This is a genomic window from Nitrospira sp. CR1.1, assembly GCA_014055465.1.
In the GTDB taxonomy this organism is placed as follows: Bacteria; Nitrospirota; Nitrospiria; order Nitrospirales; family Nitrospiraceae; genus Nitrospira_A.
This window is the reverse complement of sequence record WIAF01000017.1, coordinates 1-15,556: the sequence shown is the minus strand read 5'-3', so window position 1 is coordinate 15,556 and position 15,556 is coordinate 1. Positions and strand designations below refer to the sequence as shown.

The window sequence follows — 15,556 nt, the reverse complement described above, 5'->3', positions numbered from 1 at the left end:
TCTTTGGACGGAACGGAGGCTTAAGAATGGCGGAGTAAGTTGTTTAGTGCTGGGACCTAATCAGATGAGAGCCCAAGTTGTGATTGCTGGAGCATGAGGATTGTCCGCAAGGTTGGCGTGCGCGAGAATTCATTCTGGGATTGGTTTTCAGGGGATTGTACAAGGAGATTGGCGGCTTGCTGAGGTCCCAGACGAACAGGCGTTCCAAGAAGTGTAGGGTTATCTTCCTGCCTCAGCAGTGCAAAGTAATAGATCCAATCAAGGGAATGGGCGTAAATGCTGAGTGTGATTTCTGGGCAGCTGTGACCCAAGAGTCTGGACAGGAGCGCGATGGGCCGAGCTAGGGCTTGCTCTCCTCGAGATACTGCCGAAAGTGGGCGACTGAACAGAAGGTGACTGAATTGAGTCATCGCTGGCTGTTGGAAGACTGGATGATCGAATTCCGAACTGCTGAGTTGGCAGGGTTTGCCGTGCAGGAGGAAATCGCTTCGGACCAGAAACCAGGTTGCAAAACCATGGCGAAGATCATGCGGTGAGCCATAGTCTAAGACCTTCTTCATCCGCTTCCCGATGCGCTTGCCATAGTACGAGCTACGACATAAATTGCCATCATCGTCTGGCAGAAGAGGTGTTGCTTGCGATAGTCCGGCCTGTTCTTTGACTCGGTGATAGAAGGTGACGAGTTCGGTCAGGTAGGGTTCTGGGATTAAGAGATCCGCGGGTAGGCATCGGATTCCATGACGAGTTTTGGACCGAAGAATCCACAGTAATATTCCATGATGCGTTACGTCGAAATCCGTCAGCATGAGCCGAACGGCCTCCCGGCTTCGCAGCCCCAGAAAAAAGCACAGGATAATAAAAATCCTATAGCGCGCCGCTTGTTCCGAAGAAAAACGACGGCCTTCGACTGATTGGTCAATGTCTCGCAGTAATTTGTCGATGTCCTCGAAGCTGACGATGGCCCTATCCTTGGCATCGCGATAGACATGGAGCGCGATATTGTTCCATTTGATTTGTTCGATCAGGCCCTCATTTGCCATCCAGTTGAGAAAGGACTGAAAGCTCTTTCGCACTTCAGCTTGGCTTCCCGGGTTATCGTAACAATCCATGCAGTCGCAGATGATATCGATGAGTTCATCCGGTTCGTCGATGTCTGTGAGGCTCACATCATCCAGGCTATGGAAGATGAAGACTTGGAGCTTCTTGTAGTGCTTCAGGATCGTTTCTGGGGACAATGACCGCCCGGACAGCGCCCATTCCAACCACTGGAGTAGATAGCCCGCATTCTTCAGAAGACCGTTCGGTGTCAATCCAACTACGGCTCCAAAGGTTCTCCTTGTGTGCTGAACGTGGCTCAGGACAGCGTGTCGTTCGTCCCGTGTCATATCCGCATGCATGCTTGCCAAGGCTTCTGTTACCTGGGAATAGGCTTCCGCCAATGGTGGCGGAAACTCGACATAACACTTCACGATGGGAATTGGGGGGCTCTGTTCGCGTGCATGTTGATCGTTCTGTTCGAGAGACCGATCTCGTGTCCTATGACTATTCCGTTGTACGTTTTGGTTTAACAGGAGGCGGATTACATCGAGTGGTTCGCTGGGGCAGGACTTCCATTGCTGGCTCAAGGCCGCAACTATCCAGGGAGATAAATCTTGCAGTCGCCGGATTTGACAGGCGTTCATGAATTGTTCGAACGAGAGTGTTGTGGGGGGCTTATGTGCGGTGCCTAGCGGGTGTCCCGTATCCACCTGCGGACTCGTCTGAAAATCACGGTAGGCGCTCTTGAGCCATTTGATAAAAAAACGCTTCTTGGTGCGGATACGCGAAGAAAAGAGAGGCTCGTCATTCGCAGTAAGGTCAAGGACATGTGGGCCTGATTGGCCGGGAAACCGGTCCGGGTCCGCGGCGCCGTGCAGAGCATAGAAGCGGACTAATCGGTACAAAAGCGCAAGGCAGAGCGGGGGCAAAGGAAAGCGGAGTTTCTGCTGTCGTTTGGATGGTTTTCGTGTGCCCGACGGTCGCCGACGAGGCTTGTACGCATCGATTGCGAACCATGTTCGGCAGATGGGAAAGTTAGATGTGGTGAGCTCGGTCAATTCCGTATGGACGGTGACGCGGGGAAATGCGCCAGCTAGGACCAATAAAAGGAGGAGCGTCCCAGCCAGGTCTGTTTCGGCCTTACAATGATCGACACAATGACCTGGACGGAGATCGGTGGAAAGACTCCTGTGCATCACGAATCCGACAAACTGGGGAAGGTCTGCCCAGAGGTCGTGCTTATGGAGAGGAGCGGCAAGATTTCGATGGCGCGGCTTTGATTCGGAGGTTGTCATTGACCAAACCTCACAGGGGTAACCCCGATAATTGATAAGACTCGATCGAGTTCGTCAGCAAGGACGGCATGGAGGTCATGGATCTGAGCGGAGCTATGGACGTGAAATGGTTCGTGACAAAAGTGTTTATGGCCCATCACATAATTGATCACCTCAAAAGGGAGCCGTGCACTGTTAAACAGCCACGTGCGGACGAAATGCCGATGAACATTCGGGGGGAAAGGCCATTGGGCTTGCAGGGCCGGATAGCCCGCAAGTACCTCTACAATACGATTGCAGCCGAACGCACGAATGGCCTTGGTCTCGGGATCGATAAAATAGAACAACGGGTTATTCAATTGCCGCCATCCATCGATATCAACTCGGCTACTTGCGAGCAAGCGTTCCAGGATTGCGGGGTTTGCAACGTCCTGAAGGTCACGTAATGCAAGGAGCGCTTTAGGGGGGAGGACGGCGAGACGCTCCTCGGTATACTGCGAATCTTTATCTGCAATCAGCGCGATTCCGGCGTTGATATCCACAGTCTGTGTAGTCACCGGCGAGATCAGACGAGGGCGGACAACTGTAGTGAACTCAATAATGACAACAACGTAGAGCGTATACAGATTGTGGTACGTCAGATGCTCCAGCAGGGTCTTGCGGCGAGAAGGGCGGTGCAACTCGGCCTCAAGCGCCCGAACAAACGCTCGCACAGCCGTTGTGGTTGGCACGCAACGAGACCCGTGCCAGCTTCCTCGTGGCACCGCTGATGCGGAAGGTTCTGTTTTGAGCGCTGCTCGCCACTGCATCATGACTTCACCCTAGGGGCATCGAGAAGTTCCCACCATTTCATGTGAAGCGCTTTCAATTCGCGCACCAACCGAGCAGCCGGAAAGGCGGTGTATTGGGAAGGGGATCGGACGGCCCATTGCCTGTGGCCGGAAATCCAGAGGGCAATGATGGGATCCATGTTGAACCGCTGGATTGCCTGCACAGACCATGATTCAGCCAGATTGGCAAGTGTCCATCGACTTGGACGATGAGGAGGCTCTAAGTTGCCAAGCCACGCATCAATCTGCTTCTCGCACTCCTTGGGATCGGATGGGAGGTCGTGGTGGTCGAATAGCAACGCTCGCCCTCGCTGTTGGCATTCGCGGAAAATGCGGGGGGCATTCCTCCAATAACATTCCTGAAATAAGTCTGCGAACGGTGCGAACAATGGCAAATACACATATCGAGTCGTTGGGATGCAGGATTGTAAGAAAGGATGCTCATCTGATCCAGTGTACCCAAGCCAGTTGCGAGGGAAGAGGTAGGCCAATGTATGGCGTGAGCGAGAATAGTCAAGGTGGATGGTATCATTTGTTTCCTCAAAGCCAGGTGGCTCAGGCGCTAACTCGGTGATGGTGGCCTGCAGTAGTGTCGTCGGTTCCAATCCATAAAGCATAACTGCGAGCGTCACAGTGGACATAATGAGATTTTTTCGGTCGACCTTGTGCAAGGGCGTCACAAGCGGCAATCGGCTGAAAAGAGCCTGATATTCTGGCATTTGGATAATGCGAATATCATGAACCGACGGCATTGCCATTTGTGCGTGCTTGATTTGTACCTGGTAATTCAGGAAGGGCCGGAGAGATGGCTCTTTTGGGAGGTCCGGATGAGCTGGAGGAGATTGTACGTTGGTCTCTTCAAGTTCACTTTGCGGGATCGCAGTCGCATCGATGCCAGCAGGAGGGGGCACCGTATGGGTGGTCAGCGATTGTGCCACTATTGTGGAAGGTGGCAGCCCATAGGTCGTTGAGACCGTATTCGCAGTAGCGGCCGACGACGCATTGAAGGAATTAGTCGCTTGGGGACGATGGCCTTTCCCAGAATATGTGGCATGGAAAAGGAAATGAATGATCTTCTCAAGCGCAGGCGGAATTGTATTCGTCTTGAAATGAGCTGCGGTAGGTGTCGTAATGGGGGAGGTAGTTGGGAGGAGGGTATTCGCGCAGCCCAGAACCAATTGCCGGGCCATTCGGCCGCGTCGGGCGAGTGCAGCTTTGAGGAGTCCATCAACATTGCGTTGTCTTGTTTTCTCAATATAGCGGTATTCGTCTTCCATCACTAGGAAAAGCCACTGCAACCGCAGAGTGAGGGTCAACGCAAGAGGCGGGTAGGCGGCTTGAGTGCGATAGTCGGCATGGAGTCTGTACACAGGATAGTCTCCGTAAAGGCAGGAATCTCCTAGGCGTTGGAGGTCAGGAGACTCTTGTTCTGATAAAAGCTCAATATGATTTCGGATCCGATTAAAGCTTTGGAGGATATGTTGTTCGGCGCTCGCAAGTGCGGGGTTGAGAAGAATGAAGTGTCTTAGGCAGCACTCGAGTTCGGTCAACACCGTCGCGATTGCGGAGGCGGAGGCGGGAGGCAAAAAGAACGCCACAAACACACCAACCAAGGCATGGTCAAGCTCCGCCGCCGCCTCCCTGTCCTCCTTAGACAAGCAAAGAGTGCGCGTATCGATGCCGATCAATCGTTGCATGCTTAGGCATATGGGGCGAAGCCGAAATGGCACATGGGGCCAGTAGTCCATCGCAATAAAAGTGTTATAGAGCTGGGTGAGGATGTGTTCTGTCTGAGAGTTCATGAGAGTTTAGTCCTCTGATTTACTGCTACGGCTTGGCGAGCACGCACCCCAGCAAACACACGATCCGTCCATCATGTCAGCGTCAGCAGGTTTTGGCTTTTTCTTTCTCCCACGCGTTGTTCCAGGAGTCGGGCCCTTCAGTCGATAACCTGTCGAAATTGGCAAGCCATTCATGAGTTGCTGCGCAGGCGAGCCTGTAAGCAGCTTGGACTTTGACTTGATCTGCATCTTGTTCAGGCTGGCTCGGAAGGCGCTCAGCTCTCGTACGGGAACGAGTTGTGTGGCGAGGAGGCAAGTCAGGTAGATGTAATCACGCAGTCTCTCTGTCGTGGAAAAGGTGAGGATCTGTATCAAAAAGGATGTAACCTTATGTCGACGAGCCAATCTGACAAATTCCCATCCGCGAATTACGCAGTACCGCCCCTTCATGCTGACGACTTCGACCATGGGAAGGGAGGCCATTAGTGCCTCTAATGTGTCTTTGGAGAACGCGTCGATGGCGTTTGGCTCTGCGGTATTCTCAATGATTTCAGCGAGGATAGGATGGGGCTCGAGGTTGAGCGGATTTTCTTTATCGACTTGCTTTGTGGTTTTGTCGGCTTGAACAGATTGGTCCGTGTGCGATGCGGACGCACCTGTATCCTTGCCGCATCGTACGGTCGATGAGGGATGTTCAGAACCTGACAGGCGATTAGCCCGTGAACCCTGTAAAGAGGCTTCCATAGCGTACTCCGAATTCGTCTGGGACATTCCAGTCGATGCGGGTAGCGTGATTGACGCCACCTAGGCACAGGGCGATCAACGACAATTGACCGCCCTGTGGAAAGGCGGAAGAAGCCAAGGGTATGGGTATTGACGGAAGTGATGGGGTGGTGTGCGGTTGCTGTCTCTCCTTTGTTGGAAAAGCAAAAAGCCTAATCTCAGGGGAAAGTATATGGGCATATGAGAACTTATGTCAACTTAATAATATAATTTGAAACAGTAAGTTAATATTTATATGTCTGATAACGAATAAATTATTTATTTTGTGGTATGGGTTGCTTTCCAGGAGCCTCCCTTTGATGCTTCTGTTCTGGGTCCCGCGATTCTGTCCGTGTTAATGCGTCGTAGACTGGCTTCCTGGTGGAAATTCCCGCCGTTGTGACGGATCGCTTCGCGAGGGATCACATCAAGAGCCGCAGTGGAATGCCTTTGCCCGATAGGACATCTCCCTTCTGGTGTCACTCGTGGAATTACTCCCAAGCTTCCTCATGCTACCAACGCGAGCTGCTGCCAAAGGGGCGGTGTTTCGATTCTTATTGAGAGGCTGGAGGCCTTGGCTTCGACATGGTGCGAGGGTGTCAAGTTGAGATCATGGTTAAGGCAGGTTTCTTTCCGAGATCTAGGAAAATTGGTCTGGCGATTTGCCTGGAAATGAAATTCTCAAGTGAGAAACGGGAGGCTAACGGCCTTTCCCATGTGAGAAAACTAGTTTGAGTAATGATGTTAAGTATATTTATTTATCTTTCAATCAACTGTTCAGAAATTGATTTGGCTTGTAACCTATTGAAATGTCGTTCTCTATTTCGCTGTTATTCTCATGTGGGAATTTTTCCATAAGCTCTTGTAAGTATAAGAATAATTCTCATTTGAGAATTGCCCTTTTAAGGCGAGGGTCCTGGGTTCGAATCCCAGCCGACTCACCATATCATTCAATAACTTCGCGGCTTCTTCACATTCCACGTTTGGCTCGGTTACGGTTTTGGTCACGGTTCCCTCTTTGGTTAGCCCTTCGACGGCTTCCCAGAGGTGGGCTGGAGACAGGTGCGCATAGCGGGTCAGCATCGCCGAGGACTTCCACCGTCCCAATGCCATAAGCGTGCGGTCATTGGCTCCCTGCATGGCAAGCCGTGAGGCAAAGGTATGCCGCAGGTCGTGAAAGCGAAAGGGACTCAAGCCAGCCCGTTTCACGGCCCTTTCGAAGGCCCGTCGCAGGTATCGGGCATCATGGCCAAAGACGGGATCGAGTGGGGCAGGCACCCCTTCTCCCTTCAACTTGGAGAGCACTCCAACCACCGTCGAGTTCATCGGAATCCGTTGCCGCTCGTCCGCCTTGGATTCCTGGACCGTGATCACTCCCACATTCCAGTCAATATCTGCCCACGTCAGTCTTAGCAGTTCGCCCTGTCGCAAACCTGTATGCATGGCGACGATGACGACATCATGGTAAGCAACGGGGAGCATTTCGAATAGCTGAGATTCTTGTACCTCCGTCAAATATCGAATGAGGACATTGTTGGGCTTCGCAGTCTTGATGAAGGCGGCTGGATTCTCTCGCAAGACGCCTAGTCGCCTCGCTCGATTAAATGTCGCTTTCAGTACCGTCAAATGTCGCAAGAGGGTTGCCGGCTTCCTTCCCTCAGCTTGTAGATCTGTCAAAACTTTCTCGATTTGTCGGGCAGTAATGGTTGCGGCATCTTGTTCCCCAAACGCACTGAGCCAGCGTTTCATGCGTGATCGATCATCGCCTTTTCGACGGCGACGGGAATCTGTGACATGGAGATATTCTTCGGCAATTTCTCGAAAGGGAACCGGTTTTGCCTTGTTAAAGTACTTCCCTTCCCGATGTTCGGCTTTGAGTCGGCCATACAAAGCCTTGGCTTGTGACTTCGTATCGCATTTGAACCACTGTTGGCGGCCATTCGCATAGAGTCGCACCCACCAACCTTTTCTGTCTTTGCGTTGGACAATGCCTCTGTCCTTACCGCCTAGTCTGGCCATGTGACGCTCCTTTTTTATTTGCGACGTTATCAGGCAAAGATGTCCGATGGTGCTTATTATTGAGTTTGGGTTGTGGCGCGGGGATTTGTTTTTCTATGCCAGCCTGAGCGTGTCTTAACCGACGGGTCGTGATCCGGCTTTCACATTTTTTTGAGCAGTAAAGCTGCTTCTCTCTCACAGAGACAAAACTTTTTGAACAGTCATCGGCGGCGCATCGTTTGAGCCTTGAACCGAAGTCGGCTAGAAGCTGGGCGATATGAAACTTAAATCGATCTTGAATGCGTCCGTAAAGGGTGATGAGTCCACCACAATCTTTTCCCACCCATATGACGATCTTTGTTTGATCAAGTGTAATGTCCGCTTTTTTATAGGTGAGTACGTTTTCAATCAATCGGGTCAGTTCTACCAACAAATTTCTGACTTCTCGTGAGTTTGGAATAGACTCGCCAAATGATTTCTTATCTCCCCAGTTGGCTCCTCCCCATGTGCCGTCCATAAGAATGGTCTTACCAGCCTTGATTCGTTGTAGTCTTCGCGTCCCCAGGATTGAAAATAGAGCGAGCTCATAGGAGAGATTTTCAAAGTCTCCTTTCGACAGACTTGCGAGCCGTTCCTCTGTAATCGCTTGGAGCCCCATGGCCCATTGCATTGTCTTAAGCGGCGTCCTGCCGATCCGAGATTGAGCCTTCTCTAACTCTTCATAATGTCTCGCATGGGCGGACCATTCGGAATGCGCTTCCAAAGGCACATGGTCAGATTCATTTGTCGTTGGATCCATCTTTTGCTCCATGAGTAGGGGATTTCAGTGCTCGTATGAGGGAAAAGCCGCGACTATTCTGATTGCGGTGATTTTTCCCCTAACGAGAGATCACGATTTATTGCTTTTAAAAACTAGCCTATCCTATCTTCTTGTATGCGTAGTGGCTTTGTAGCATAGAACGCCATACATGAGCAAATAACCACTTGGGAGGAAGCGTATGCGTCACATTGGAAGGTTACTGACCGTGCAGCAGGCGGCTGAAAAATTATGCCTTCGGGCCTCTACTATTCGTCGAATGATTCTCGAAAAACGCATTGATACAGTCAGGCCAGGTGCACGCGCGGTGAGGATTCCCGAGGAGTCGATAAATCGAATTCTTGCCAAAGGATTTGCTCGGGCAATTGATCAGGTTGAACAGATGGATGCGGGCTCCTGAGCAAAGAAAGCCTATAGTTTGAATCACAAACAAAATGAGGAAGAAGATTATGCCTACACTTGCTGAACTCACATTGCGGGACTTATTTGCCTTGTTTGCCCTACAGGCACTTGCGCCGCATCTAGAAGATTGGGAGCTTGCCAAAGCAGCCTATGAGACCGCTGATCACATGCTGGTCTGCCGGGATGAGCCTCGTGAGTGAGACGCTAGGAGCAGGGAGGGATACTCACGCGAAAATTATCTCCGCGTCTGCACTTGTCAGTATTGAATTGCCTGAGCCGAGATGGGCTGTGCCCAACTTGATTCCTGAGGGATTTAACCTGCTCGTAGGAAAGCCGAAGTTGGGCAAGAGTTGGATGGCGCTGTCCATTGCGCTCGCGATTACTAATGGGCGGAGAGTGTTTGGAGAGATCGAGGTTGAGGCGGGTGAGGTGCTCTATCTAGCCTTGGAGGATAACCGGCGACGGCTCCAGGATCGATTGAAGAAAATTCTAGGTGGCGCACCTGCCCCGGACAGTCTGCACCTAGTAACGGAATGGCCTCGCTTAAAGGACGGCGGGTTGGAACTACTGGAGGATTGGGTGAAAATGCATAGTCGTTGTCGGTTGATCATCACGGATACGCTCGCTCGTCTGCGCCCGCCACACGTAAAAAACGCTGACGCATATGAAGAAGATGGAATGCTGGGAGCAATGTTACAGGCTCTTGGGCAAAAGCATCACCTGGCGGTGGTGGCCATTCATCACACTCGCAAGGCTAAAGCATCAGACGCTGTAGACACGGTTCTGGGTTCAACAGGACTCACTGGCGCAGCGGATTCCATCGCAATACTGACACGGAGGCGAGGTGCACGAGATGCCGCGTTGATAGTCACTGGGAGAGACCTTGACGAACAAGAAATAAATCTCTCATTCGACGAAGAAACTTGTGAATGGAAGACAGTGAAAGTTGACTCGAAATCGATGCTGAGCCCTGAGCGTAAGGCAATTGTAGGCTTCTTGGAAAAGGCAGGAAGGGCAATGAGTCCAAAGGAGATCGCGGCATCTTGTGAGTTGTCGCATGATAGCGTCAAGCATCTCGTCAGAGCTCTTCTTAGAGATGGACATGTAGTGAGCAAGGAAGATGGGACTTATGCAGCTGCACATGCATCCGCCATGTAATCTTAATATATATATTCACCATTCCTTCTGTTCACCGTTCATCCCGTTCACTCATCCACCCATTCACCGTATTCACTCATTCACTCCTGATGCAGCAGGCAGGTGAATAGTGAAGAGTGAATAGCATGTCTAGGAAAGCTGTCCTGTCAGGCGGAGTAAAAATCTCGCAAGGCTGGAATGCTCGATCAAGCAGAAGCTCTCGGCTGAGTATCGGCCCTCATCATTGCCGCTAGCAGTACCCTGTTTCTGACGCAGTACAGACAGTGTCTTCGAAAGGCTTAGGGGCTGTCTCAGCTGGTTGCATTGCTTGGATGCTGAGGTCCGTTATTTAGAAAAAGACAGATGGGAATTCAAGCCATGGCAGATAAGGAACAAGAGGGAGAGTTGTTGGAAGTTATCGAAGAAATCGACTGGGCAGACAAGAGAATGGTTGCTGAGCTGTTTTCGGTCCTTGAGGATTGGTGGACTGAACGAGAGGAGTCAAAGGCCCTCTTGAAGGTCGTGTGCGAAAAAATGGCGATAGATCCGATTGTTTTTCAGATATATCGAAATTGTCCGCCGCTTATCTACCTTATGGAGCCGCTGCGGAAAGGAGCGTCGGTTCGAACTGTAAAGAATAGATTCGCGATGTCAGAGGATGCTCGTGGCTGGTGGGATGCTTTACTTGTTATGCGTGTTCTTTTGAAATGTAATGGAATGATTCCCCATAGTCGACTGCTTCGTTGGCTAAGTCATCAGCTCGATTCACAGCGAGTCAGATCAGCCATAGCACTCCTCAGGCAAGTAGGGCTTGTTGAGACATTTACAGTGAAGGGGAATGATCCCATGAGGCCGATTGCATGGCATCGTTTAAATCCTGCTGGGTCCAGTTAGGATGCGACCCCAGTTTGAAGCTAATATTTGGTTTACGTGCTTAATTAGGAGTTTCGTCGGTCATGAGCAGGAAGCCGGGATAACAGGACGTCTGAACTTAAAATGAGTTTGGTAGTGTCAAGCTTATGAATGTTTCGATTGTTGTGCGGCTTCTATCTCTTTAAGTATTACAAGTACATTTTCTGCACGCTCTCGAACTTCAGCGAAAGCAAGGCGTAGATTCATATGTCGTGTCTCCCGATGAACTGCCTTCACATAGCCTTCAAGCGCAAAATCTCGGCACTTGAGGATGTTATAGACCACCCGACGATCCATCCAATACTCATATAAGAAACTGGCAGTTCGAGTGAGGCTATAGAGAGTGACTGCTACCGTTAGCAACCACAGCATGGCCAGCTCGCCTCCTTCCCTTATGCCGAATAGCCCTTCCCATAGGATTTTGGTTATCCCCAACGTTATTTCTCCAAAGGATTCCACAACCTTCCCCATCAACACAGCACCCAGCCAAACAAGAATCGCAAGCGAGTACAATCCTATGGAAAGATTCTTCCATTCTGTTGCATGGGGCCATTTGTTATCGGGCATTTAAGAAGACTCCTTTGTTGCAACCACTGGGGGAGGTGATCAACGTTCGGTTTTGACTAGCTGTAACCCTATTTCTGGCTACTTCCACATCCAAGCGGCATAAGGACCAACTTTTGTGGCTATCATTGAAGGTTGGAATAGTATGAATACAGAAACAGATGACGCTTCAGAAATAGTACCCGAACAAGATTCCCATTAACCGCCATGGACTATCGATCAATATTTGCGCAGGTAGTATAAATCTTCAACGATGTGACGAATCCACATGCTTAGACTTTCTCTCGAAATGGCCACTGGAATGGCCAGTGTTTCTTAACTTCCTTCTTTAGATCATCATGAAGCAGTGCATTGCGCTGAACGGTTTGTAGCATTCTGTCCCGGTCTTGTTCATTGACGATACTGTCCGCGACATCGACAATCGGCGGACCATCTTCATTTTCAGCCATTCTTCTTTCTCGCCACAGGTGTCTCGCCTTCCAAGGCCTTGGGCAATCTCCGATCTCTTTAAATGAAAGAGTGTTTGTCGCCGTGCTCATTAAGGTTGTGTCGACGGGCTAGGCCGTTCGATCTGCCTATTTACATGGATTCGTCTTCCGATTCTTCCAAGGTTGCAGAAAAAAGAGTCAAGGTGAGTGCTGAAGATATCCTTTCGGTTTGGTTCATTCCTTAAAAGAAGGCAATGTAAGGCAGGTGAATACTATAGTCTGTAGTCGATAGTATTTATCTGGGTAGGATCGTTGGCATGGTGGCCAGCGGGCAGACCCCTGAGATAATTTGGGGGGTAACGAGATTGCGTGCGTATTCCGACCCAAGCCGGCCACTGATTCCGACGCAAGTCGGCCACCCGTTCCGACGGAACGCGGCCACTGATCCCGAGACGAAGTCGGCCACTTTTTCGAGCCTTCTCGGAATCGGTGGCCGACTTCGTCGGAATATGCAATTGCGCGCATGCGCAGGCGTTTGGGCATTTCTCATGAGGAGCTGGCGTTCAGAGTGGAGGTTCATCGGACCTATATAAGTCAACTTGAACGGGGACTAAAGTCCCCTACTTTCAGAGTGATCCTGAAGCTATCGGAAGCGTTGAGGGTATCTGCGGGCAGGCTCATAGGAGAGGTGGAGAAACAGCTATGACTTGCGAGATATGCCGATGGCTAGTGCCAAAAGCCGGGATTTGATTTGAGCCACTTTTGAGACGTCTTACGCTAGTGCGTGGTTTCGCTATCTTCATCCATTACAGCAACTTAGCGATATTCGTCCAGTGATATAAAGTGGCGGGAAACCTGGCTAAAGCAGCTCTGTTATATGCCGGTTTTACGGCCACACATACCCCCTTATTCTTCTTTGTTGCATGTAAGTATTGCTGGGCTGGGCTCTCGGTCGCCAGAACCAAAACCAAGTAAGTTGACCTTCCACCAATAGGTCTAAGCCATTATGGCTCTTTCAACCAAGCGTTTGGCTTCATCCAGCTTAGTGCGTGCGGAGTTCTTCAATTCTCGGGCGTCTGTAACCATAGCGGCGAGGCGTTGCTGCCATGCGAGGTCTACCCTGCCGTTACCTTGACGCGGGAGGAAGACTTGGAACTGCTGAATATGCTCTGGATAAATCTCAAGCTGACCAGAAGAACCAGTCTGAAATTGGAGACTCTGCGCCAGCCCAGCAGGAGAATTAAGAAAGAGTGCGAGGTATTTGTAATGGCATAAATCAGGATCGGAACGCAAAATCGTTAGGTGGTTGTCGCATAGAGCAGGTAAGGTAGATTGATAAGGGGCCGCGCGCCCTAGGGTACCGCGACCGGTGGAGTTCAATAATACATCCCCACTCCGGACGCGCCCCTTCGCATTCGTCGGTTCTGCGTAGAAAGCACGCGTTGTTCTCTCTGACGGCGCAGGCTGGACGCCCAATGGCCGCACGGCCTTGCTGTCTACCACAGCAATTTCCCCGTTTTCGACGAGAAGCGGCTGTACACCTCGGGATGGCTTCTCACAGAATTGGCTGATTCTTAATGCGCCGGCTTTTTGCAATTGATGAGAAAGCCGCTTATGCCGCGGCTCGAAAAACTCGGCATCTGCACGAACTGCATTCAACACTTCCTTAAAGTCAGTTACATACGACAGTTCGTGAGGCTGTTGCTGCAATTCTTTCCAACCCAGTCGTTCGAGCAACTCTGCTTCAGCCTCTGGATAGAGCACATCGGCACGCCGTTTCTCTTTCGCTGCCTCGGACATTAACTCCTCTACTTTAATACGTAGGCCGTTACTGAAGCGCGGGACTGGAAAGCTCCGGATATCGGGAAGTACAACCCCCTGTTGAACCGAACCACGATTGCGGCGCAATAACAGGGCCTGTCCAGTGGGTGAAAGCAGATAGGCCACCAGCAGTGCGGCACTTATCCCGTATGGGCGGAGAATTGCCAGCTTGCAGCTACAACTCAACCGATCATACTTCTCAGTGACGAGCGCAACTGGTCCAACAGATCCAATAACTGATAGCAGCACATCACCAGGAAAGACCTGTGCTCGCTTAATATCAGAATAGACGCTAGGAGGTATATACGTGGGTTCTGCATCATCCACGAACGCATCCGCAACCTCTGCGCCTTTAAGATAGCGCACACCCGAACTGCGGAAATAACCAGCGATGGAAACGTGGTTCCCATCGGAAATGGTAGCTACGCTTTCGAGTGTACGGGGCTTCAGCGCCGCTACACGCCGTTCAGCTTCTTGCAGCTCTGGCCGGTAACACTCTGCATCAAAGCGATAGTCCAGCAATTGATTGATCTCAACTGTTGCAACAATAGCCATAGCTAATTTTCAGCCAAGAAATGGAGCCCTTCTTTTTGTCCCCACTTTACAAAGGCATTAGCGATGTCGTCGAGATCATGATCGATGGCCGCGGGGCGCCCGCTCTCAGTAACGGGAACGCCGTCCTCATCTATCTGGATGCCCTTGTCGTCCGTTTTAAATTCGTATTCTCCACTGTTGTTTTTCCCACTCCGCTGACTCGTCGCCATAAACACAGGATAGTTTTGAAGAAGTTCACCCCCATCATCTCCCCACTTTTGAAGGAAAACGACACTTGTCTTAGTGCCTGTGAACGGTTTAAAGGAATTTACATGTAAACCAATGACTCCGAGCAAACGCGCGCGTCCAGCCATATAGGCACGAAGCGCACGAGTTCCTAGATTATTTAAATTGCCCTGAGGAAGTACAATTGCCATGCGGCCACCAGGCTTAAGGAGATCTAGACATCTCTCAACAAACAGTATGTCGCGTTTCATTCCGCCTACTTTCCTCAATTTCTTAGATTTCTGCGGTTTCTCAGGTTCAGATTCCTCGCTGCCCCCCTTTGCTTCCTCTTCCTCGGATTCCTCTTCTTCGACTAAGGCACCAGTGACAGCAAGCTCGTAAAGATCGAAGGCGGCAAGTTGAGCCAGAGGTGGCCCCGGTTGGTTAGACAGAATGTTTTCTTTCTTAGGTGGAGCCTGGCGGTGTTTGACCCGCCCCGCAAATGTAGACCGATCGAGACCTGAGGATTTGGCCTGGGCGTGATCGGTTTAAGCCGCCTATGCGGCGATGCGAACCTAGCATAGCTCACGTGACGGTCTCCAATAATTCAGGGGACTCGCCGGCGGTATTGTCGGTCATGGCCCACTCCGCCGCAAAGGCTGCCGGTGCCTGATCTTCCAGTGCACTGTGTGGGCGGCAGAGATTGTAGTCTGCCTGCCACCGCGCCAACGTCTCCCGCGCACCGTCAAGCGTGAAGAAGACTTCCACATTCAGACATTCATCGCGAAGCCGCCCATTAAAACTCTCGATGAACCCATTCTCGACCGGCTTGCCTGGTCGAATAAAGTCGAGGTGAATGTCGTGGCGATAGGCCCAGGCATCCATGACGCGACTGGCAAATTCGCTGCCATAGTATAAGCGGAAGCGAGACCATACGCAGTTTATCTCTCCTCTAGAATGCAGGGATCCATTCACTCTAGCAGGAGGGAGACCTATGAGCCCCACGTTGGAGTCCTCGACAGGAGTCATCTTC

15 protein-coding genes are annotated in these 15,556 nt (G+C 51.0%); 5 read left to right on the top strand and 10 right to left on the bottom strand.

What is annotated here, in order from left to right; all coding sequences use genetic code 11:
• Positions 1-56: 56 nt before the first annotated feature.
• From GDA65_19495 to GDA65_19470, 6 genes are all read right to left on the bottom strand, one after another.
• Positions 57-2,333, bottom strand: coding sequence for a tyrosine-type recombinase/integrase (locus GDA65_19495; protein ID MBA5864871.1), 2,277 nt, complete (start codon positions 2,331-2,333; stop codon positions 57-59).
• Complete coding sequence (locus GDA65_19490; GenBank protein MBA5864870.1) at positions 2,330-3,124, bottom strand: hypothetical protein; 795 nt, start codon at positions 3,122-3,124, stop codon at positions 2,330-2,332. The genes GDA65_19495 and GDA65_19490 overlap by 4 nt, the downstream gene beginning before the upstream one ends.
• A complete protein-coding gene (locus GDA65_19485; GenBank protein MBA5864869.1) occupies positions 3,121-4,944 on the bottom strand; it encodes a hypothetical protein in 1,824 nt (607 codons plus the stop codon). The genes GDA65_19490 and GDA65_19485 overlap by 4 nt, the downstream gene beginning before the upstream one ends.
• A 6-nt stretch (positions 4,945-4,950) precedes the next feature.
• Positions 4,951-5,667 (bottom strand): hypothetical protein, encoded by a 717-nt coding sequence (locus GDA65_19480; GenBank protein ID MBA5864868.1) that lies wholly within the window; start codon positions 5,665-5,667, stop codon positions 4,951-4,953.
• Positions 5,668-6,504: 837 nt separating this feature from the next.
• Positions 6,505-7,704, bottom strand: coding sequence for a tyrosine-type recombinase/integrase (locus GDA65_19475; GenBank protein ID MBA5864867.1), 1,200 nt, complete (start codon positions 7,702-7,704; stop codon positions 6,505-6,507).
• Positions 7,685-8,482, bottom strand: coding sequence for a hypothetical protein (locus GDA65_19470; protein MBA5864866.1), 798 nt, complete (start codon positions 8,480-8,482; stop codon positions 7,685-7,687). Before GDA65_19470 ends, GDA65_19475 begins: the two co-directional genes overlap by 20 nt.
• A 199-nt stretch (positions 8,483-8,681) precedes the next feature.
• Here GDA65_19470 and GDA65_19465 point away from each other — a divergent pair, with 199 nt between their 5' ends.
• From GDA65_19465 to GDA65_19455, 3 genes are all read left to right on the top strand, one after another.
• Positions 8,682-8,900, top strand: a complete 219-nt coding sequence (locus tag GDA65_19465) for a helix-turn-helix domain-containing protein (protein ID MBA5864865.1) — start codon at positions 8,682-8,684, stop codon at positions 8,898-8,900.
• A gap of 152 nt (positions 8,901-9,052) precedes the next feature.
• On the top strand, positions 9,053-10,060 hold the full coding sequence (locus GDA65_19460; GenBank protein MBA5864864.1) for an AAA family ATPase: 1,008 nt from the start codon (positions 9,053-9,055) through the stop codon (positions 10,058-10,060).
• A gap of 342 nt (positions 10,061-10,402) precedes the next feature.
• On the top strand, positions 10,403-10,933 hold the full coding sequence (locus tag GDA65_19455; GenBank protein MBA5864863.1) for a hypothetical protein: 531 nt from the start codon (positions 10,403-10,405) through the stop codon (positions 10,931-10,933).
• Between the two features lie 123 nt (positions 10,934-11,056).
• Here GDA65_19455 and GDA65_19450 read toward each other — a convergent pair whose 3' ends face one another.
• Positions 11,057-11,518, bottom strand: coding sequence for a hypothetical protein (locus tag GDA65_19450; protein ID MBA5864862.1), 462 nt, complete (start codon positions 11,516-11,518; stop codon positions 11,057-11,059).
• A gap of 742 nt (positions 11,519-12,260) precedes the next feature.
• Between GDA65_19450 and GDA65_19445 the strand changes: the two genes are divergently transcribed.
• Both GDA65_19445 and GDA65_19440 read left to right on the top strand, forming a co-directional pair.
• Positions 12,261-12,536 (top strand): hypothetical protein, encoded by a 276-nt coding sequence (locus GDA65_19445; protein ID MBA5864861.1) that lies wholly within the window; start codon positions 12,261-12,263, stop codon positions 12,534-12,536.
• Positions 12,467-12,649, top strand: coding sequence for a helix-turn-helix domain-containing protein (locus GDA65_19440; GenBank protein ID MBA5864860.1), 183 nt, complete (start codon positions 12,467-12,469; stop codon positions 12,647-12,649). The genes GDA65_19445 and GDA65_19440 overlap by 70 nt, the downstream gene beginning before the upstream one ends.
• Positions 12,650-12,939: 290 nt before the next feature.
• On the opposite strand, the gene GDA65_19435 is transcribed toward GDA65_19440, so the two are convergent.
• From GDA65_19435 to GDA65_19425, 3 genes are all read right to left on the bottom strand, one after another.
• A complete protein-coding gene (locus GDA65_19435) occupies positions 12,940-14,319 on the bottom strand; it encodes a hypothetical protein (GenBank protein ID MBA5864859.1) in 1,380 nt (459 codons plus the stop codon).
• A gap of 2 nt (positions 14,320-14,321) precedes the next feature.
• On the bottom strand, positions 14,322-14,795 hold the full coding sequence (locus tag GDA65_19430; GenBank protein MBA5864858.1) for an N-6 DNA methylase: 474 nt from the start codon (positions 14,793-14,795) through the stop codon (positions 14,322-14,324).
• A 313-nt stretch (positions 14,796-15,108) separates the two neighbouring features.
• On the bottom strand, positions 15,109-15,556 hold a 448-nt coding region (locus tag GDA65_19425; protein ID MBA5864857.1), incomplete at its 5' end, for a transposase.